This window comes from Coprococcus hominis (ex Arizal et al. 2022) (assembly GCF_040094675.1).
Lineage (GTDB): Bacteria > Bacillota > Clostridia > Lachnospirales > Lachnospiraceae > Coprococcus_C > Coprococcus_C hominis.
Genome location: NZ_JBBNHG010000031.1, coordinates 468,814 through 490,066 on the forward strand (window position 1 = coordinate 468,814; position 21,253 = coordinate 490,066).

20 protein-coding genes and 1 tRNA gene are annotated in these 21,253 nt (G+C 46.7%); 2 read left to right on the forward strand and 19 right to left on the reverse strand.

The genetic code is table 11. The features are described from left to right. A complete protein-coding gene (locus AAAT93_RS07685) occupies positions 1 to 969 on the forward strand; it encodes a methyl-accepting chemotaxis protein (protein WP_117780974.1) in 969 nt (322 codons plus the stop codon). 25 nt (positions 970 to 994) lie between these two features. Here the strand turns inward: AAAT93_RS07685 and AAAT93_RS07690 are convergent, their stop codons facing one another. The 15 genes from AAAT93_RS07690 to mtaB all read right to left on the reverse strand — a co-directional run bounded on the left by AAAT93_RS07690 (position 995) and on the right by mtaB (position 17,408). After that, entirely contained in the window at positions 995 to 1,687 is a 693-nt protein-coding gene (locus AAAT93_RS07690) for a zinc dependent phospholipase C family protein (RefSeq protein WP_227572904.1), read from the reverse strand. Continuing rightward, positions 1,672 to 2,403, reverse strand: coding sequence for a hypothetical protein (locus AAAT93_RS07695; protein ID WP_021984972.1), 732 nt, complete (start codon positions 2,401 to 2,403; stop codon positions 1,672 to 1,674). The genes AAAT93_RS07690 and AAAT93_RS07695 overlap by 16 nt, the downstream gene beginning before the upstream one ends. A 13-nt stretch (positions 2,404 to 2,416) precedes the next feature. Next, positions 2,417 to 3,058: a TetR/AcrR family transcriptional regulator gene (locus AAAT93_RS07700; RefSeq protein WP_021984973.1), complete on the reverse strand. Its 642-nt coding sequence runs from the start codon at positions 3,056 to 3,058 to the stop codon at positions 2,417 to 2,419. A gap of 124 nt (positions 3,059 to 3,182) precedes the next feature. After that, positions 3,183 to 3,920: a SigB/SigF/SigG family RNA polymerase sigma factor gene (locus tag AAAT93_RS07705; RefSeq protein WP_118545124.1), complete on the reverse strand. Its 738-nt coding sequence runs from the start codon at positions 3,918 to 3,920 to the stop codon at positions 3,183 to 3,185. Further along, entirely contained in the window at positions 3,921 to 4,364 is a 444-nt protein-coding gene (gene spoIIAB, locus AAAT93_RS07710; protein ID WP_021984975.1) for an anti-sigma F factor, read from the reverse strand. Further along, positions 4,357 to 4,707: an anti-sigma factor antagonist gene (locus tag AAAT93_RS07715; protein WP_021984976.1), complete on the reverse strand. Its 351-nt coding sequence runs from the start codon at positions 4,705 to 4,707 to the stop codon at positions 4,357 to 4,359. The genes spoIIAB and AAAT93_RS07715 overlap by 8 nt, the downstream gene beginning before the upstream one ends. A gap of 96 nt (positions 4,708 to 4,803) precedes the next feature. Next, positions 4,804 to 5,943, reverse strand: coding sequence for a tetratricopeptide repeat protein (locus AAAT93_RS07720; RefSeq protein WP_021984977.1), 1,140 nt, complete (start codon positions 5,941 to 5,943; stop codon positions 4,804 to 4,806). A 1-nt stretch (position 5,944) separates the two neighbouring features. After that, a complete protein-coding gene (locus AAAT93_RS07725) occupies positions 5,945 to 6,130 on the reverse strand; it encodes a hypothetical protein (protein WP_021984978.1) in 186 nt (61 codons plus the stop codon). Beyond that, positions 6,127 to 7,446, reverse strand: a complete 1,320-nt coding sequence (locus AAAT93_RS07730; protein WP_021984979.1) for a bifunctional folylpolyglutamate synthase/dihydrofolate synthase — start codon at positions 7,444 to 7,446, stop codon at positions 6,127 to 6,129. Before AAAT93_RS07730 ends, AAAT93_RS07725 begins: the two co-directional genes overlap by 4 nt. A 32-nt stretch (positions 7,447 to 7,478) precedes the next feature. Continuing rightward, the gene (gene queF / locus AAAT93_RS07735) at positions 7,479 to 7,973 is read right to left on the reverse strand and encodes a preQ(1) synthase (RefSeq protein ID WP_021984980.1); all 495 of its coding nucleotides are present in this window, start codon (positions 7,971 to 7,973) and stop codon (positions 7,479 to 7,481) included. A 10-nt stretch (positions 7,974 to 7,983) separates the two neighbouring features. Further along, positions 7,984 to 11,685 carry a helicase-exonuclease AddAB subunit AddA gene (gene addA, locus AAAT93_RS07740; protein WP_227572905.1) on the reverse strand — a complete coding sequence of 1,234 codons (3,702 nt, stop codon included), beginning with the start codon at positions 11,683 to 11,685 and terminating at the stop codon, positions 7,984 to 7,986. Further along, a complete protein-coding gene (locus tag AAAT93_RS07745) occupies positions 11,655 to 14,912 on the reverse strand; it encodes a PD-(D/E)XK nuclease family protein (RefSeq protein ID WP_227572906.1) in 3,258 nt (1,085 codons plus the stop codon). Before AAAT93_RS07745 ends, addA begins: the two co-directional genes overlap by 31 nt. 52 nt (positions 14,913 to 14,964) lie before the next feature. Further along, positions 14,965 to 15,750 (reverse strand): zinc ribbon domain-containing protein, encoded by a 786-nt coding sequence (locus tag AAAT93_RS07750; protein WP_021984983.1) that lies wholly within the window; start codon positions 15,748 to 15,750, stop codon positions 14,965 to 14,967. 132 nt (positions 15,751 to 15,882) lie between these two features. Beyond that, a tRNA-Glu gene (locus AAAT93_RS07755) sits at positions 15,883 to 15,954 on the reverse strand. A gap of 131 nt (positions 15,955 to 16,085) precedes the next feature. Beyond that, complete coding sequence (mtaB, locus tag AAAT93_RS07760; protein ID WP_118734010.1) at positions 16,086 to 17,408, reverse strand: tRNA (N(6)-L-threonylcarbamoyladenosine(37)-C(2))-methylthiotransferase MtaB; 1,323 nt, start codon at positions 17,406 to 17,408, stop codon at positions 16,086 to 16,088. Between the two features lie 135 nt (positions 17,409 to 17,543). Between mtaB and AAAT93_RS07765 the strand changes: the two genes are divergently transcribed. Beyond that, complete coding sequence (locus AAAT93_RS07765) at positions 17,544 to 17,777, forward strand: HPr family phosphocarrier protein (RefSeq protein ID WP_021984985.1); 234 nt, start codon at positions 17,544 to 17,546, stop codon at positions 17,775 to 17,777. A gap of 60 nt (positions 17,778 to 17,837) precedes the next feature. On the opposite strand, the gene AAAT93_RS07770 is transcribed toward AAAT93_RS07765, so the two are convergent. From AAAT93_RS07770 to AAAT93_RS07785, 4 genes are read right to left on the reverse strand one after another with little or no spacing between them, the layout of a single operon-like run. Continuing rightward, positions 17,838 to 18,263 carry a GNAT family N-acetyltransferase gene (locus AAAT93_RS07770; RefSeq protein WP_117780984.1) on the reverse strand — a complete coding sequence of 142 codons (426 nt, stop codon included), beginning with the start codon at positions 18,261 to 18,263 and terminating at the stop codon, positions 17,838 to 17,840. A 32-nt stretch (positions 18,264 to 18,295) separates the two neighbouring features. Then, complete coding sequence (hisF, locus tag AAAT93_RS07775; RefSeq protein ID WP_021984987.1) at positions 18,296 to 19,057, reverse strand: imidazole glycerol phosphate synthase subunit HisF; 762 nt, start codon at positions 19,055 to 19,057, stop codon at positions 18,296 to 18,298. Positions 19,058 to 19,077: 20 nt separating this feature from the next. Further along, positions 19,078 to 19,683, reverse strand: a complete 606-nt coding sequence (hisH, locus tag AAAT93_RS07780; RefSeq protein ID WP_021984988.1) for an imidazole glycerol phosphate synthase subunit HisH — start codon at positions 19,681 to 19,683, stop codon at positions 19,078 to 19,080. 44 nt (positions 19,684 to 19,727) lie between these two features. Then, entirely contained in the window at positions 19,728 to 21,233 is a 1,506-nt protein-coding gene (locus AAAT93_RS07785; protein ID WP_021984989.1) for a hypothetical protein, read from the reverse strand. Positions 21,234 to 21,253: the final 20 nt, after the last annotated feature.

Sequence of the window (21,253 nt, forward strand, 5' to 3'; positions counted from 1 at the left end):
ATGTTTAAAAAGAAAACAGAAATACATGCAGTTCCAACAGAAACGGTAACCGGGCTTGCCTTAAAGCAAAGCTTAGAGCCGATCACCCAGATTACGAAAAGCCTGAAGGAAAACCGGAAATCCCTGATTGAAGAAGAAATGCAGACCGCAAGTCAGATCTCTGATATCCAGGGTTCCTTTGATACGATCCTCGCGCAGTCCGATCAGGTTGCTTCCGGTATGGATTCCATCAAGCAGGAATTTGCCAATATCGTAGAAGTTTCTTCCCAGATTGAAACGAGCGTCAGCGGCGTACTTACCGCGACCGATCAGGCAAACGAAAATGTCGACAGCCTGCAGGAAAGCTCTTCCAATGTACTGAAGGATTTCCAGCATGTCGTGGAAGTCTTAAATAAATTCCAGAGCAGCTTCGACGAGATTCAGGAGACAATGTCCGGTATTATTGGTATCGCCAACCAGACAAACATGCTCTCCTTAAACGCTTCGATTGAAGCCGCCCGTGCCGGGGAGCACGGTCTCGGGTTTGCCGTTGTCGCAACCGAGGTCAGCACCCTCTCTGCAGAGATCAAGAAGCTCGTCGATACTGTAAATGCAAACATGGCACTGCTCCGCGAGGACGCTTCCAACTTAAACGCTTCGATGGAAACAGCAAACCGGATGCTCTCCCATGAACAGGAGCAGGTAAAAAAGACAACCGAACTGTTTGGCAATATCAAAGAATCCGTCAACGGTGTGATTGAGGTTCAGCAGCAGATTGCCGCTGCCGTTGACACTTGTAACGAAACCGCTGATCAGATTCAGGGAGATATCTTAAGTGCCAAGGACGGCTATATCGGCGTGTCCGAGACAGTCAACCAGTTATCCGGCGATATCACACGCAAGAATCAGTTGTACGAAAACATGATCAACCTCTTAGATCAGGTCGATCCGATCGTCGAAGAAGTACAAAAAACACATATCAATATTTAATGGCAACAAAAAAGTGGCAGGGATTTTATATCTCTGCCACTTTTTTTGCGGTAACTTCCACCAACTGTTCCAGTTCCGGAAGTACAAATATCTGTAATTGCGGGATGATTCCCGGCTCGGCGATTGCAACACTCTGCGATAACTGGGCTTTTGTCCGTTCCATCGCTTCCGGCGCATAGTCCCAGTCGATCTCTGTAATCCGCCGTATACGTTCCCATTCTTTCGCATTGAACTCCAGATTCGGAAACATTACATTATATCTATTCGCGAAATACGCATTCATCCGGTCGTAATCACCATAATACCATTTCTTAGAGAAAAATTCCTGACGATCATACATCTGCTGCAGTTCCAACACTTCTACAAAAGTAACCGCATCATATAACACCTCCGGTTGCTTTTGCGCATTATAAAACCGGAAATGTCTGTCCCAGTACAGATCCAGAAAATTATAATCAAGCAAAAGATGCGCATAATATCCACGCACATACGGCTCCTGTAATGCATCACCATATTTCTGTAAAAACCAGTCCAGATCCGGTCGGCGCACCAGCTTGTCATAGGTCACATCGTTCCAGAAATGTGTGTAATGCTTATCCCTGCACATATCTGCGATCATATTTCCAAGAAAAAATGCATTTTGCTCCTGTGCGTTCATCTCCGGCAGCATCTCCAGCGCGCGTTTGGCACAGGATAAATGGATTACATAGCTTGGCATATCCGAACCTCCGACAACAAATCATCGTCCAGAAATACATTCTTGATATTTGGCATCGGCAAAATCTTCGTTTCCACCAAAGCTGTCACTTCCTTCCGCTCTGCCACATGCTTTGTCCGAACTGTCGTGCGCTTGTCTGTGACAAACTGCAGCTTCTGTTCTTTTACTGCCTTCATGCTGTAAAAAAGCAGTCCCTCCATCACATCGGCAATCCGTTCTGCCGTTGTAACCGAGCGCATCAGCTTCTCCTCCGTCGTTGTAAACTCGCGCTTGTAATCGATACAGCGGATGTAAATATCTGAGATATCCCCCAGTCTCCGGCGCTCAAAGATATCCTGAAACTGTCCAAGTGTCTCCATCCGTACATTTGCGGTTCCATTTACTTCTGCAGATAAGACCTCTCCCATCGCGACTGCATACACATAGGTCGACGCAGACACCCGCAGATTCTGTAAAAATGCATATACCGCAAGGGAAATCCCCCACATCTTCGATGGGAACAAAATTCCCACACTGTCTGCATCCAGACATTCTCCATGATATTCTGTATATTTCATCACCTTGCAGTTTGGAAGATTCTGTACCATCTGTTCAGTCATTGCCTGCCGGCAGTCCATCTTCCATGCATGTCCTGCAGACACATCAATATAATCAGACACGTAAAAAATATAATTCCGTGCCTCTTCTATCTCATTTTTCAATTCCATACCCCTCATTTGTATCCTCCCACTACTCTCCCGAAGCTTTCTTCTGTACAAGTGATTCATACAGTGTGCGAAAAGCAAAGCTCCGATATTCTTCCATCGTCATCCCGGTCTGCTTCGTGATCTCTTTTTTCTTCTGTGCCGAAATCTGAATAATACCGCTTAAGGATGACCAGAGATACAAAACCGTCGGCTTTGTATCGAGTGTTTCCTGTAACACATTTGTGTTTTTTCCCTTCTGGACGAGCGCTTCCATCAATCCATATAATTCCTGCAGGATCTCCGGCAGAATCACCGTGCCCTGCTTCCGGCTGTTGGTTGCCTTCTCCTCAAACATCAGAGAAGCATAATACTTCGGATATCGTTCACAGAAAGAAACCAGCCGTTCACACAGCTTGTAATAGCTGTCCTCAAAAGAGGTATCTCCCTCGATATACACCGTCATCTCACCAATCAGGATATCGAGATAATCAACCACTATGGAATTATAGATATCTTCCTTGCTCCGGAAATATACATAAATCGTCGACTTGCTGTAATCTGCCTGCAGCGCGATATCGTCCATCGTCGTGTCCTGAACGCCTTTCGTCTCAAATAACTCCCTCGCCGCCGTCAAAATATTGTCGCGATTAAACTGTTCCAGTGCAAGCTTCTTGCGTGCTCCCATATACTCTCCCGCCAAATACAACTATTGTTGACATTATACAACGTGAAGTATGTTTTTTCAACTATAAGTTTTATTATCCTACTTTTATTTCTAGCATTGTACTTTTTATATGTAAATCATACTTCTAGTTCGATTTATAAAAATCCAGATTCTGACGCATCTGAATCAGTATTTTCTTCTCCAGCCGGCTGACCTGCACCTGACTGATTCCCAGCACCTTCGCAACCTCTGTCTGTGTCCTATCCTCGAAAAACCGCAGCCGGATCAATTCCTGTTCCATCTCCCCCAGCTTTTCCATTGCCTGTCCGACCAAGATCCGATTCATGATATTTTCCGCTGCCACTTCCGACTGTGCTTCATCCACCAGTCGCTCCACCAGACTGACCTGTGTCCCATCCTTGCCACAGATTGTCTGCTGGATGGATTCCACCTCCCGGTTCGCCTCTGTCGCCATCACGATATCCTCGACACAAAGTCCCGTATAGTCTGCCAGCTCATCCAGCGTTGCCTCTCTTCCATATTTGTGCAGCAACGCCTCCTTCGCTTTGCTGATCTGATAGCCATTTTGTTTTAGGATACGCGATACCTTGATCGCACCATTATCACGCAGAAACCGTTTGATTTCTCCAGCGATCAGCGGCACGGCATAGGTGGAAAACTGCACGCCATAACGGCTTTCAAACCGGTCACATGCCTTGAGCAGTCCGATACAGCCAATCTGATACAGTTCCTCGAGATCATAACCACGGTTGACAAACCGCCGCGCAATGCTCCACACCAACCCGGTATTATCTGAAACTATTTTTTCCTTTGCAGCCTTGCTCCCCATCTGTGCCTGTTGAAATAGTTCCCATTCATTCATTTATTCATAATGTGGTGCCGGTGCACCGATCTCCTTCCACATTTTTACCACGGTACCTTCGCCTGCGGCGGATTCAACCTCCAGCCGATCCATAAATGCCTCCATAAAGGAAAACCCCATACCAGATCGTTCCTCTTCCGGTTTTGTTGTGAAAAGTGGCTCCATCGCCTGTTTGACATCCGCGATGCCTATTCCTTTGTCCCGCACTTCTATGTACACCGAACGGTCTTCCACGACTGTACGAATCCAGATTTTCCCCGCACCTTTCTCATAGCCATGAATGATTGCATTTGTGACCGCCTCGGAAACTGCCGTTTTAATATCCGACACTTCTTCGAGCGTTGGGTTCGTCGACGTGATAAATGATGCCACGATCACACGGGCAAAGCTCTCATTTTTCGCCACACTATCAAATTCCACATTCATTTCGTTTGCACTATTCATAATATCCTCCCTTTACCATCTCCTTTTTTATCGCATCCAGGGAATCCATCTTCTTTAAGATGCGATAGATTCCTGACATCAACAAAATGCGATCGATCGTTTCATTGACATGCACCGCATATACACATCCTCCCTTGTCATGCACCATCCGAAACCGTCCGGTAATCAGCCCGATGCCGGAACTGTCCATGAACTGCGTCTTCGAGAAATCAAAGATCAGGTACCTGATCTCCTCCTCATCAAACACATGTGCCGTCTTTCGCTTGAGCATATCCGCCGCATAGTGATCAAGCTCCTCCGGCAGATAATAAATCAGCACACCATTTGCTACTTCATACACCATAAATTGCCTCCTATATCCATATATCCAGAAAAAAATGCAAAAGAAAAAGAAAGTGAAATCATTTCACTTTCTTTCGTAATTTCGAATAATCATCGATTACTCTTTGTCTATCATATTTTGTAAATCTGTATCTGACATGCCCGACACAACATTGGAATAATCAGGAAGATCCGTCTCCCCCTGTGCGGCTCCATTTTGCAGTGTATCAATCTGTTTTGTCAGACTGTCCACCTCTGCACTCAGGCTGTTGATCGTGGAATTTTTCCCGGCAAGCTCCTCACTGTATGTCTTAATCAGCTGTTCATTTTCTACCCGCAGCTTCTTTTTCTGTCCAGGCAGAATGAAAAAGCTGAAAAGAAGGACGCCAAACACCAGCCCAAGCAACATATACAACCCAGAGTATTTTGCAAGGCTGACCTGTCCAAACTGTCCGGTTCGCACAACGCTTGTATCTTTCTTTGCCTTGATCTCCTGAAACAGATTCTTCTTCTCGATCTTCTTCGGTGCTCTGCCATCCTCGGTCACAACGATCTCCTCAAGGTAATCGTCGTCTAAGAGTCCATCATTATCCACGTTCTGTTTACGCATCTCAATGATGTTTTCCTCGGTATCTCCCATCTCCCGCAGATAATGCACCGCAAGGGAATTCGCCTTATCGATCTTTAAGACACGACGCAGAGTCACTCTTGCCTTCTCGTAGTTATCTGTCCCGATATACAAAAGGGCAAGCAGCAAATATCCTTTCACAAAATGTGGATTGTCCGAGAGTGCACTTTTGAGCTGCAAGATTGAAAGATCATAATCTTCGCTGTGCGCATACTGGATTGCCATGTTGAACTTCCGCGCAAGCTGATCGACACTCTCCAACCGGGCTGGATCTTTTTTCAGTTCTTTTAAGTATTTTGTCGCAAGGTTATTTTCCTGTTGATAGTTGATGCTCATAACCCATTCGCTCATCGCCTGCACAGCCTCACCCATCTCATAATAGATGAGTCCCAGCAGATTGCGTGCTGGCACATTTCGCTTGTTATACCGCAGTGCCTGCAACAGAGATTCAATCGCACCGGACAGATCTCTCGCCGATGCCCGGTCATACCCAATATTGTAATAATAATTGGATGTATTCTGCGCTTTTTTAAGCATCGACAACGGAAGATAACATTCCGAACAATATCCATTTTTCCGCACCTGTGCACCACAATGGGGGCACAGCACCGGTCGCATTGTTGTTGCCATCTTATCTTCTCCTTGCCCGCACAGATACTGCATTATCCAATATGCTGCCTGTATTTCTCAAGTCCTGTGTCATCTGTAATACAATATCACTGATATCCTTCAAATCATTGCTGTAAATGGCTTCCTCCGCCTGATTCACTTCCGGAATCGGCGAGAAACGCTTCAATTCTTCTTCAAAATTTATCATACGGTTTCCTCCCATATGTCTTTTATCTTTCCTATCAGATACAGAGAGCCCACGCAAAACAACATGCCGCCGCGTGCCTCCACAGCTGCATATGCTTCCGCGAAACAGCTTCGGATGTCATTATCTGCATAGACATGTACATTGCGTTCCGTCTTCTTCGCACAATCGCGGAACAATGCCGCAATATACTCTGCGGAGATTGCGCGGTCAGAATCCAGCGACGTCACATAGACCGCCTCCACTTCCAGATTCTGCATCAGATATGCGATCATCGGTTCGTAGTCCTTATCCCCGGCGACTGCAAAGAGAAGTGTTTTCTCCCGGTCTGCATACCCGGCATTCACGCTCTCAGTAAATCGCTCGATGGCACTCTCGTTGTGTGCCCCATCGATCACGATATTCCCATTCAGCTTCTCCATACGTCCCGGCCAGAAAAACGCATCCAGCGCAAGCTGTATTTTCTCCTGTGCGATTTGCCTGCCTAACAGCACCGTACCTGCTGTGATCGCAGTCACGGCATTGTCTACCTGATAGGTGGCCACACTATCAAGCCGCAAACCATTGTAACTATAATAGCGGCTATACATTGAAAAATCAATGGTTTTATCTGTAAATTCATCGATATTATACTCCACATTTGCGACATTTATTGCTTCTGCCGCAAGTGCTTCTGCCTGATTTTTTACGACGGCATCCGCTTCCAGACTGCCCGTGTGGTACACAACTGGAACGCCTGTTTTTATAATCCCGGCTTTTTCTCCAGCAATCGCCTCGATCGTGTTGCCGAGATATTTCATATGATCGAGCCCAATCTCTGTAATGATCGTCAACACCGGCACAAGCACATTGGTCGCATCCAGTCTGCCGCCAAGTCCGGTCTCGTAAATCACATAGTCCAGCTCCAGCTTGGAAAAATACACCGCTGCCATCGCAAACAGGAATTCAAAATACGAGAGATGCTGCAGATTTTTCTGCACCGCATGCTCGCATGCATTCCGTACAATCTGGTAGCATTCGACGAATTCTTCTTCTGTGATTCCCTCGATCCGTTCTGTGATGGAGATCAGATGTGGGGACGTAAAGGTACGCACCCGGTATCCCTCCTCTGTGAGTATCGCACGCAGGAACTGCACCGTAGAACCTTTTCCGTTTGTACCAGCCACATGAATCGCCTTATGTGCAAGATGTGGATTGCCAAGCAATGCCATGACCGCCTCTAAGTTCTCATTTCCTGATTTATTTCTTCCCTCTGTATGAGGTCCAAACAGCGGGATCTGGTTAATATAATCTTCTGCCTCTTTCATACTGTTGTTCATAATTGATTACTTCCTTTTTGTCCCGCAATCACCTAGCGGTTATCCACTTTCTCCGGATATAAATCATGATGTACCAGACGATCGTAAGCGACCTTTTCCCAATTTGTGCCCGGACGTCCATAGTTACAATACGGATCGATAGAGATTCCTCCACGTGGAGTAAATTTTCCCCAGACCTCAATATATTTCGGGTCCATTGCCTTGATCAGATCCTTCATGATCGTATTCACGCAATCCTCATGGAAATCTCCATGATTTCGGAAACTGAACAGGTACAACTTCAACGACTTACTCTCCACCATGCGCACATCCGGCACATAGGAGATGTAGATTGTCGCAAAATCCGGCTGTCCAGTAATCGGACAAAGACTTGTGAATTCCGGGCAGTTGAATTTTACGAAATAATCATTGTCCGGATGTTTGTTGATAAATGTCTCCAGAATATCCGCAGAATAATCAGACGGATACGCTACGTGCTGGTTTCCCAGCAAAGAAATTCCTTTTTGTTCTTCCTCTGTTCTAGCCATTTCTATCACCTCATAATCGAATCATTTTATCTAAGTGGAAGGAATAGATCACCTGCTCCTTCACCTTTTTTCCTGTCAATCGTTCCAGCACCTCTGCATACGAGGCAAGCTGTGCCCGGTATCTGCCAACCAGAGTCTCCTCGTCTGCGGCATCGGTCTTATAATCCATGACCACCACGTCGTCATCCTCATAAAAGTATGCATCAATAATTCCCTGTACAACTAGTACATCCGGCTCCGTGACATCATACACCTCCGATGCCGGAATACCCGCAGAAAACTGCCGTTCCTTGTACAGATTGCCCAAGCGCGCAGCTTCTATCATACGGCATCCAAGCGTAGATTGCAACATCTTCCTGATTTTGGCTTCCCGGATTGCCACAAGTTCCCGCTCCTCGAAAATGCCCCGCGCAAGCAATGCCGCCTTTTGCTGTGCGATATACGCATCCAGATCTCCGTCTGTATCCACCGCTTCAAATGGCAGCATTTCCATAAATTTATGAACGATCGTACCACGCTCCGCACCGGTAAGTGTGCCTGTTTTTCCTGCAGACTGTGCTCGTTTCGGAAGGTTTTTTTCTATTTCCTGCTCCGCAGTATCCGGAAGGGCAAATTCCGTATTGATATCATACCCTTTTCCATCATAGGCTTTCATCTTCTTAATATCCGAGATTGACAGCTTCGCTCCCAGGGTCGTCATCGGCATATGTGGATATACATAGGATACACTCGCCTCGTTTTTCGCATAGAATACATCTTCCTCTGCCTGCTCCGCCATACGGCGGATGTCTTCTAACTGTAACCGTTTGTGAAGCTCCATCGGAATCATCGCTGTCAGAATTTCCTCCTGGTTGCAAATCTCCATACGAATCTTCCCCTGCACCTTGCAGGCTGCCGCCAGCCGGTTATAACGCACCATACAGGCAAGCAGATGCTTCGCATAGCTGTCGGCATTTTTGCGGACATTATACGGAAGCAGCAACGGCTCCATATCTTCTACATAGGCATATTTTGCAAGCAGACGGTCCGCACCGCGTATTGCACCTGTAAGGATCAGCTTTTCCTTCGCACGCGTCATCGCCACATAGAGCACCCGCAGATTCTCTGCCATCATCTCCGCATCCTCGAGTGCCGCATAGATGCTCCGAATCGCAGTATTATGTTTATACCGTCCTTTTATGTGCATCGCCATTGCAGCCAGATAATAGTCCGGATGCACCTGCACATTATCCTTTAACTCCATCCGGTTAAACTGCCGTCCCATCCCTGCGACAAACACGACCGGATATTCAAGTCCCTTACTCTTGTGGATACTCATAATCCGCACAACATCCGCATCCTCGCTCAGCACGCTTGCTTCGCCCTCATCCTTTTCCATCAGCTTCAGCTTATCGACATAGCGCAAGAAATGAAACAATCCTTTGTAATATCCATTTTCAAACTGCACTGCCTTTTGCAACAGCATATCGACATTGGATTTGCGGATATCGCCTGCCGGCATTGCTGTCACGTATTCATAATATCCCGTCTGCTCCAACAGCTCCCAGATGAGATCCGATACTGATAAATGCTGTTTTTTCTCTTTTAGATCTTCGATCAGATCAAGCAGGCGTCTGACTTTTCCGCCAAGTTCTGTATCTGCCTGATCCTCTGCATAATATTCACAGATATCGTACAGACACAATTTTTCAGATACGGCATTCCGCACCGCAGCACATATCTGCGCAAGTTCTGACTCATTCAAGCCACCGATCGGCGACAACAGCACTGCCGAAAGTGGAATGTCCTGCCGGCTGTTGTCAACCACGGAAAGCATCGCCATGATAACCTGTATCTCCACTGCCTGAAAATATCCCTTGGACTTTTCAAGATATACCGGAATCCCCTGTGCCGTGAGCGCATTGTAGATCACATCGCCATAATCCTTCAGGCTTCTTGCCAGTATCACAATATCCTTATACCGAACCGGGCGGTAACATTCTTCTTCCTCGTCATAGACCTGCATGCCGGTATCCGGCTGCATCAGCGATCGAATCCGGTTCGCGATCATATAGCCCTCCACCGTATCTTTCTCCGGAGATCCATACTGGCGAAGCTGCTCCTCGCTCAAATCCCCGGTATCATCTACATCAGCAAACAACAGTTCCACATCCTCGGCAATATGGACGCCCTCCGGTGGCTCCGGAAACTGCTTGCCCGGTACAAGTGCCTGTTTCTCATCATATGTGATACCACCTAAATCGCTTCCCATCAACTGATAGAAGAAATAATTGATTGCGCGCAGCACAACCGCACGGGAACGGAAATTATGATTCAGTTCGATCTTAATATCGTTTCCTTCCGCCTGATATCGGTTATATTTTTTGACAAATATCTCTGGACGCGCCATACGGAAACGGTAGATACTCTGTTTCACATCGCCCACCATGAACATATTATGCACGTCGCGGGATTTGCCCGATACTGCAGTCAGAATATCCTCCTGCAGATAATTGCTGTCCTGATACTCGTCAATATAGATTTCCTCATACCGGTTTGCAATCGTCTTTCCGATTTCTGTTGGAACTGCTGTACCATCCTCATCATAGCCGGCACACACAAGCTGGTATGCCATATGTGAGATATCCGAGAACTCCAGCATCTTCCTTTTCTGCTTTTCTTCCATAAACCGCGTCATGAATTCCTCAGTCAGGGAGAGTAACGGAAGCAGATATGTTTTTAACAGCTGCATATCTTCTAAGATCTGTGCTTCCGACTGCTTAAAGCTGTCAAGCTTTTTGCTGTCAAATTCATCCTTATATTCCTTGCGGAGCGTCTTACAGGCTTCCTGTAATTCTTTGTCTCCGGTAAACTTCTTTCTCGAAAGCGTCGCCCATTTACTCTCGATTGCCCCCTTCATCGCAGCATAACTGTCCGCCTGCCCGATTGCCTGCAGCTTCTCGATATCCGATTCGATCTGCTCCCGGTACTGCTCCGGTCCATCCGCCTCCTCGCAGATCGCAAGGCACCGCTCTGCAAGCTGTACGGCTGCCGCCGCCTTTTTATGCAGGATATCAAGCATCGCCTGCATCCACGGTGCATGGTTTAAATCCTCCGCCGTGTCAATCTGCAGTCCCATTCTCGCTTCCTCTAAAAACCGCTCCGGTGCTGGAAAACTTGTGATCTGCCGATAGATCTTGTCTAACACATCTTTGAGATTTTCGTCCCGTTTTCCATCACAGAACACCTCCAGCAGGCGCCCAAATTCTGTATCGCCCTGTTCCTGCAGCTGTGCATACTTTTCCTCAAAAAGCGCGGTCATTACATCATATTTCAACATTTCCAGCATACCCGGATCTCCGATTCCAACCGCCGGGTCCAGATTCAGATAACTGAAATACTCCTTTACGATATTCAGGCAGAAACTATCGATCGTCGTGATATCCGCACTCTGGATCAACATGTTCTGCTTTGCAATGTGCTCCGATTCCGGATACTGTTCCTGTGCTTCCTCCAGCTTTTTCAAAAGCTTCTCTTTCATCTGCGCCGCTGCCGCCTTAGTAAAAGTCACGACCAGAAAAGACGTGATATCGACCGGATGCTCCGGATCAATCATCTTCTGGTAGATACGTTCCACGAGCGTTGCCGTCTTACCGGAGCCTGCGGCTGCCGATACAAGAATTGTCTTGTCTCTCTCTGTAATTACCTGTTCTTGTTTTTCTGTCCATGGCATACGCTATGCATCTCCTCCAATAACTGTTCCTTCTCCTTTGCGCTGTGCTTTGTGTAGTGATAACGGTTGTTTCCGTATTTTTCATCAAACCGGCACACATCTTTGTATGCGCAGTTATCGCACGCGGTCTTGTTGGACTCCCGCATCGGATTTTTGTCGATCACTCCCGATTTCATCTGCGTGACAAGTGCAGATGCCTTGTACTCGGCATAGGCAAGCACTGTGTCAAATTCCTCCGCGTCATCCCGTGCCAGTCCTTTGTATGTCAGCTGCTTCTCCCGTGCTTCCTCCGCCTCTGTCTCATTTTCCGCCTGCACATATGGATCCTGCATATGATAATAATACATACTATCCGTCACAATCTTATAGCGTTCTGTCTCCGCGCGGTTTTTATTCCACTCCTGATCGACCAGTTCACGCATCACATCTGTATAGATTGCAAGCTGCAGTTCCAGTCCCTCGTATAGATCACCAAGATCAAACTCATGTGCCCCGGATTTGTAATCGATCACACGCAGGGAAATCGTCTGCTCTGCTTCATTCACATACAAATCTCCGCGGTCCACCACGCCAACTAAGGACAACTGTTCATCTCCAACCTGCAGTTTTTTTCGGAATGCATACTCAAAATACCGCGGTTTGTAAGACGAATCCATCATCGCCTGCAGCTTCTGCACGGTCCGTTTTCCGATTCGGATCAAACTCTTCCGTAGCACTTCATACTGTCCGGCATCCAGCTCCTGTCCGGCGTATTCCTTCGCAAAGTTTTCATTCACGAATTCCTCTGTCTTCGCATCCCGCTCCTGCTCGGACAGTGTCTCCCATGCATTGTCCTTCTGATCCCGCACATAGCAAAACATCTGCTCCATCGCACCGTGCAGGATCATACCGACGTTCCGGTTGTCGATACCATGAATCTGCCGCTCCTCTAACCGTAGAATGTATCGAAGGAAAAATGCATACGCACAGCTTGCATACTGTTCCAGCTTCGATACGGACATCGCCATATCCTGTAACCGGATCAGCTGTGTGACCTGTTCCGCCAGCTTCTCCGGCAGATTCCGGTACTGCATCGCCTGTTTCATCCGTTCGAGTGTCCAGGCATCTCCATGCTTCAGATACAGCTTATATAACTGCAGTGTCTCTTTCTCGTGGCTGTGATTACCCTCGAGCAATTCCCGGATTCCTATGATTAAAACCTCCAGCCCGGATTTGTCTGTCACGATCCGGTTCTCCATCCGCTGTCCCTGTAATTCCTTCTTGTCCGGAAAAATTCTTCGAATCCGGTCTAATATATAAGATGGTCGCATTGTCTCATTCGTGGCACTCATACACACATAGGATAAATGCAGACAATCCTTTGGCTTCGTCATGTTCTGATACAGGTAAAACTGTTCGGTGTAGCTGTTCACCCGCTCTGTCGGCGCCATATGGATACCAAATGCACCCAGTCGTTCTTTCTCGCGGTCATTGATGATCTGACTGCGTCTGGCACGTTTCGGAATGACGCCGTCATTTACACCCACGATAAACAGCGCCCGGATATCACCCAGTCTGGTTCGCGTGATATCGCCGACTACGAGCATATCCAGTGTCGGTGGCACCATACCAAGTGTGACATCCTTCATTCCTACGGCAAACAGTTCCTCAAACTCCTGTACATTGACCGTGTCCTCCGGCATGATCTCCACCATCTTATCAAAGATCTGCCGCACCTTCTCATACAGTCCGGCATCTTCAAACTGCGTCTCCATCGAAAGCGTCTCCATAAGCGCATAGATGGCTTCGACAAACACGGAAATCTTCTTTTTTCCACCGGAGACTGCCTTGTAAAATGGCTGCAATATTTCCATCACAACCTGCCGCAGCTCATCCACGGTGTCATCCTCGCCGTTTAGAAATGGCTGGCTCCAGCTCCGGATTCCCTTTCGTCCACGCGCCAGCACGTAGTTTTCCAGCATCTCGATCTCCGATTGTTCCAACGACTTTACAACTCCGGATTTTAAGAACGCAAACACACTGTCATAACTGAAATTCTCATCGACGATTCGAAGCACATGCATAAGCGCATCCACACATGGATGATTCTTCACCGGCATCGTCATATCAATAAAATATGGAATCTCATATTGCGGCAATATCCGCTTCGCAAATTCCGCCGTCTCCTCCAGATTTCCACTCACGATCGCAATATCCCGGTAACGATAGCCCTGCTCCATCACAAGGGTACGAATCTGTTCTGCAACGTCGGTCAGCTCCTGCGCCGGCGTATCATACGCCGTAATCGTAATCGCCTGTTCCTCGTCTTTCCCGACACGGTACGGATAGCGGAACAGATTCTGCTCCAGATGTGCCAGCGGATGTCCCTTGCTCCACCGTTTACAGCCATCCTTTCCTAAGAGCAATGCCGGTTTCACAACCACATGTGCCTGCTCGGCAGTAAGCAGCAAATGCTCGATTGTCTGCTTCGTAAGTGCAAACAGTTCGTGCTCTGCCACGTGCTTTTTCTCATAGGTTGCCGCGTCAATCGTCAATACGATCGTCACTTTTTTCGCCCGGCGCAGCAACACGGAAATCAGATTCAACTGAATCGGTGTAAATCCGGTAAATCCATCTAATACGATCTCACTGCCTGCAATCATCTCCGATTGTTCCGCTGCCGCGGTCAGGAGTTCCAGCATCTGTTCTGCTACGATAAAAGACTGCCCTTTCTTCTCCTCAAACGCATCGAAAATTACCAGCATGTCCTGCAGCTTTCTCGCAAGCACACGTGCCTCCTCCGAATCGTCCAGCTTCTGTAACGCCTCCCACAGCCGTTCCCGTGGAATATCATACTGGTAGATCTCTGACATCAACGATTTTGCCTCGTCGATAAATCCTGCCTTATCCAGACTTCCGGCATACAGAGACAGCTCTTCTTTGTGCTCCTGTGCTGCCTTTCGCAGCAACATAGATTTTCCGAAATCCTCCAGCACTTTCTTCGGCTTGATATGCAGCTCATCAAATATCCGATATGCCAGCCGATTAAACCCGATGACGTCAATCTGGAAGCTGCCGCCGCGCGGATGCTTCTGCACAAGCTTTCGTTGAATCTCCAGCGAATACTGTTCCGGGACAAGCACGATCACATTTTCCCGCTCATCCTGCATTGTCCGACGTATAATGTCCTCGTAAATATATTCTGATTTTCCTGCCCCGCTTGGGCCAAGGATAAACTGTAACGCCATGTACTCCTCCGTCAAAAAAATAAGCCGGAAGTTTTTCGCTCCCGGCTTTTTCTTAATCCTGTTTAAACAACTGATCCTGTACCTCTTCGATATCCGGATACCAGACGCCTTTGATCTTGATGAAATCAATATTTACTTCCAGATACTGTCTCTTCACGCCATTGCGATCCTTCATCGTTCCACGCAGTCCAAGCTTCAGGGTAACACCCTCTCTTGCATCTGCAGTCTTACCATGCTCCAGCTGGATCTTGTCGTTGAATGCATTTACCTCAGAAGTGCCCCAGATGGATGTATCAATAATCTTGATCGATGTGTAGTTTGTCTCCTGCACATATGGTAAGATTTCCTCAACCAAGGCTTTGTTTGCTGTTATGTATTCCGGTACTAATGCCTGTAATTTCTCACTGTCATCCTCATTGACCGCTGTCTGGAATGCTTTGACTGCATCCTCATAAGTCTCCGGTCCGTTCGGCTTTAACACAACCTTTGTCACAAACATATAAATACCAAATACGATTGCTGCAAATATGATGAACTTGAAGATCGTGCCAAACACTTTGCCGACGCCGCTTCCGCCGCCCTGTTTCTTGTTCAGCTCTTTGTATTCCTTTACGTCTTCCTTCGTAATCTTGACAGGATCTGTTCCCCCGATACTGTTCCCATCATAGATGTCACCATAATCATCGGTTGGTGTATATGCCCTTTGCTGTACCGGCTTCTTTCCGTTCTCACCTTTCAGCCCAAGACTTGTCTTCATCTTCACCACCGGGCGCCCACATTCCGGACAGATCGTAATTCCATCCTGCACCCTTGCTCCACATGATTCACATACAGCCATATTACTAACCCCTTTCTTCTGTATCATATGTAGTATAGTATATCTCACGGAGGCATTTTCTTCAAGTGATTCTTTTCTTATGAAAGGGAAAATCGCGAAAAAAAAAGGATACAATCTGTATCCTTTTAAAAGCAGTTCGTAGGGGAATCGAACCCCTGTTTTCGCCGTGAGAGGGCGACGTCTTAGCCGCTTGACCAACGAACCATCTTGAAACCTTTGTTACTATAACAAATATATAACATGTTGTCAACAACTTTTTTTAATTTTTTTAATTTTTTTTAATTCATGGCATATTTTCGTAAAGATATACGTCCATATGCCATGATCCAACATCCTTATTTCGACTTCTCCGGCCGGTACAAAATATCCACGAATGTATTGACACTCTGCTCGCAGACTTCTCTTGTCGTCTCCTGCTTCACAAGGATATAACGATCTGTGTGTCCCTTCATGACATACGCCGGCTTTCCATCCTTGTCGATACAGTCATACTCCTCCATCAGCACCGGAAGCAGCTCTCCGGAAAACTGTGCTTCAAATGCTGCCTTCTGGTTCGCCGTCAGCTCTAACAGCACATTGCTTCGCTTCTCCTTCACTGCATCGCTCACCTGATGCTCCATTGTCGCTGCGATCGTGCCGCTCCGCTTTGAATATTTAAATACATGCATCTCATAGAGATTCAGCTTCTCCAGATTTGCCACCGTTGTTGCAAATTCCTCCTCGGTTTCCCCCGGGAATCCTACAATCACATCTGTCGCGATCGCCGGACGATCATATGCCTTGCGGATCATCTCGCATTTTTCCATATATTCTTCGATTGTATATTTCCGGTTCATCCGCTTTAACGTCTCATTGCAGGCACTCTGCAATGACAGATGGAAATGCGGACACACCTTATCAAGCGCTGTGATACCATCCAGGAATTCCTCTGTGATCACACGCGGCTCCAGCGATCCCATCCGGATACGCTTAATACCATTCACTTTGGCAACTGCCTGTAACAGCATCAGCAGCGATGCACCATCCTCATCCTCATAGGAAGATAAATTGATTCCTGTAATCACGACTTCCTGTACGCCTTCTACTGCCAGCCCTTCTACCTCCCGCACGACATCCGCAAGCTTCCGGCTGCGGATTCTGCCACGTGTATATGGGATGATACAATACGTGCAGAAATTATTACAGCCGTCCTGCACCTTGACATAGGCACGGCATCGCTCGTTCGGCTTTACGAGCGTCATTTCCTCATATTCGTTCGTGTGATTGATGTCGATCACAACCTCATGCATGGACGTATCCTCATAATATTCACTTAAGATACGGGCAACATCCTTCTTGCAGTTGTTTCCGATCAGAATATCGATGCCTAGATCCTTTGCCAACGCTTCCTCGGCTGCCTGCACATAGCATCCGGCTGCCACAATGACCGCCTCCGGGTTCTTCTTTTTCGCGCGGTGCAGCATCTGTCTCGACTTTCGCTCCGCCATATTCGTGACCGAACACGTATTGACGATATACACATCTGCAAACTGTGAAAATGGTACAATCTCGCATCCATTTTTCTTCAAAATATCCATCATACTGTCTGACTCATATTGATTCACCTTGCATCCAAGTGTGCAAACTGCTACTTTTTTATTTAAAATATTCACATACATTTTACGCAAATTTCTCCTGCTGATTCTTGACTTTTATAGTGTAAACTTTTATTATAGTAACATAGATAAAAAAAGTGCGAAAGATATATTTTTGAGATTATTTTTCGCTTTCATAATATACAAGGAGGTTTCTATATGTTAAAGGTTAAAATTTCTCTCAACTCTATCGATAAGGTAAAGAGCTTTGTAAATGACATCAGCGGTTTTAATGCTGAGTTTGACTTAGTATCTGGTCGTTATGTTATCGATGCAAAGTCTATCATGGGTATTTTCAGTTTGGATATTTCCAAGCCAATCGACTTAAATGTACATACAGATAAGGATACAGAAGATATCATGGCAGCGTTAAAGCCATATCTTGCTGAGTAATCTCATAGTTCGATAGAAAGCAAAAAACCTCCCGGATGGGAGGATTTTTTGTTTTATTCTTTATTTTTCTGTCAGATACTGAATCATACCCGGTCCAAGTGCATCGGTCGGTCGCTGCATAAATCCATGTTTTTCATAAAATGGCTCTCTGCCCTTGGCACACATCAGACATAGCATCATCGTGCTTTCCTCTTCCCGCAGAGATTCCACATACGCTTTTAATTTCTGTATAATCTGCGAGCCAATGCCCTGTGCCTGCACCTGTGGAATCACGATCAGATCCTGAATATAACAGACCACGGCACCGTCTCCAACGACACGTCCCATACCAACGACCTGTCCGTCCGCATCGACCGCTTTTACTTTATACAGACAATTCGCAAGGGCATGTGCCGCCTGCTTGTCTGTCAGTTTCTTCCAGCCAACTTTCTCCCGAAGTGTCAGATACTCTTCCAGAGAAATATCATTTTCAATGAGTGTTATCATGTTTTAAGTCCTTCTTCCACCGTCGTATATCGCTACATACGCATCGGAATTCCACGCTCCGCCAGATATGCTTTGAGATCCATGATCTCCAGCTCCTTGTAGTGGAACAGGGATGCTGCAAGTGCTGCGTCTGCTTTTCCCTCTGTCAGTGCATCATAGAAGTGCTCCTTCGTTCCTGCACCGCCGGACGCAATTACCGGAACGGATACATTTTCGGCAATCAGTCTGGTCAGCTCCACGTCGTAGCCTGCCTTTGTTCCATCACAGTCCATACTCGTAAGCAGGATCTCTCCTGCGCCCATCTTATCTGCCTGCATCGCCCACTCGATTGCATCAAGTCCGGTATCGACACGTCCACCGTTCTTGAACACATTCCAGCCGCTTCCATCTTCTCTTCTTCTCGCATCAATCGCAACGACCACACACTGGCTGCCAAACTTGTCTGCAGCATCACTGATCAGCCGTGGTGTATTGATAGCAGAGGAATTGATACTGATCTTATCGGCGCCCTCACGTAAAATCGCCTTAAAATCATCAACTGTACGGATACCGCCGCCAACCGTAAACGGAATAAATACAGTCTCCGCAACCTTCCGCACCATATCGATCACGATATTTCTCGAATCCGAAGATGCTGTAATATCCAGAAATACAAGCTCATCCGCACCTGCCTTATCATAAGCAGCACCAACAGCAACCGGATCACCTGCATCCTTCAAATTCACAAAATTGATACCCTTTACAACCCTGCCATTGTTGACATCCAGACAAGGAATAATTCTCTTTGTATGCATACTCTCTTCCTCCCCGTCTCTTATAAGTGTATAAAGTTATCCAATATTTTCAGTCCTACCGTCGAACTCTTCTCCGGATGGAACTGACACGCAAATACATTTCCCTTTTCCACAGATGCATGAATCTCCACGGAATAGTGTGTCCGCGCTGCAACATCTGCTTCGTCCTTCGATTTCAGGTAATACGAATGCACAAAATATACATATGGGTGTTCCTCCACACCGGCAAATAATTTTGCGCCCGGTGTGATATCGAGAGAATTCCATCCAATCTGTGGCACCTTCAGATCCGGTGCATCTGGAATCCGTAAAATCTCGCCGTCCAAAATTCCAAGTCCCGTTGCTCCCGGGCTTTCCTCGCTTGTCTTATACAGAAGCTGTAAGCCAAGGCAGATTCCAAGAAATGGTGTCCCGGCATCTACCACATCGTAGATCACCTGATCCAGCTTGTACTCCCGCAGCTTACCCATCGCATCACCGAAGCTTCCCACGCCCGGCAGGATCACCTTGTCACACGATAAGATCAGATCCTTATCCCGCGTGATTACAGCTTCTTCGCCCAGATAATGCACTGCTTTTTCTACACTTTTAATGTTGCCTGCATCGTAATCTAAAATTGCTATCATCGTCTCATCCTCTGTCACATTCATACAGTCAATAGTTGCATTTATTACTGTCCCTGCGCATCCGTCGGTGTTTCTGTCTCCGCCGCTTTTGCGCCAAGCTCCGACAAGGTTTTGGTATATTCCTGTCCTTCCATTGCTAAGATCTGGTATGCCGTCTCCTCAGTAATACCATAAGTATTCCACAAGGCATTTATAATCTTATCCCGGCAGGAATCAATATCTTTTACGATATCCAGTTCTACCGCCTCATCGTAATGCTCATCATATTTCTGAATACCACGGAGCAACGCATCGAGTGCCTTGTCCGCTCTACCAAGCTTCATGTTATTCTCATAGGATTCGTAGAGCCGTTCTACATACATAACTGTATAGATACGGTCTTTCAGATCCTGATCTTTTTCTTTGACTTCCACGCCAGATACTTCGTCATATGCCAGACGATATCGATGCCGTTCGAAATAATTCGCCGCTTTTTTGATTACCTGCGAATAGTTAAACTGATTCGTACCGAGTACGACTCCTGCCGCAAGTGCAAAAAACAGAACAAATACAACAATAACGGTCGGTGTCGAAACCTTTTTCTGATCTTTTTCGGCTTCAAGCTCTGCCGCATAGGCTTCATCTTTTTGTCGTTTTTTGTCGGCTTTTTCCTTCTGCTTTGCTTTATCCTTCGCCTGCTTCGCAGCAAGCATCTCCTGCTTGGCTGCGTCCTTTTCTTCTTTTTTCGCTTCCCGCTCTGCCTGTTTTTTCTTCTTTTCAGCTTCCTTCTTCGCTTTCTTCTCCTCGAACAAAGCTTCCTCTTCTAAGTCATCCTCATCCGGCTCACCAAAAAGAATCTCAGAAATCGTTTTCTTTTTATGTTCTGTCTCTTCTTCCTCGATTTCCGCTTTTTTCTTCTTCTCTGCCTTTTTCCGCGGCTGCTTCACCTTTTTTACCGGTTCCTCCGTTTTTTCGCCAATATCCTCGATATCAGCCAGATCCCCGTTCAACAAACTTTCTGCCATAGAGGACTGCAACAATGCATCCAGGCCATCCTCATCTGCCGTATATGGATTTTTTTCCTTCTCTGACAGTTCTGGTTCTTCTGACATTCCCATATCCATCGAACCAAACAAAGCATCATCGAACACGCCCTCTGGCAACGCGGTATCTTCCTGCATCTGCAAGTCTGCTTCTCCAAAAACATCGGTATTGTCCGCCTGCGCCGACGGCTCTTCCTGTGACGGTTCTGGTTTCACATTCTCCTGATTTGCCTTCTCGATCAGGGCATCCAGACTCATATCGTCCGTTTCCTGTTCCTGCGGCTTCTTCTTTACGACCGGATTGGCACCGGCATCCAGTTTCGTGATATCAACATCATCAAAATCAATATCATCGAAATCCAGATCTCCAAGATCCATGCCATCTAAATGATCCAGTTCATCGAGAGAAATGTCATCCATATCATCTGCATCGACATCCACGCCGGAATCTATATCAATATTCTCATTCAATTCTCCATCCATCGATGATAATTCATCCAACAGACTATCCAGATTGTTCTCGTCCAAAATGTTCCTCCATGTGTATC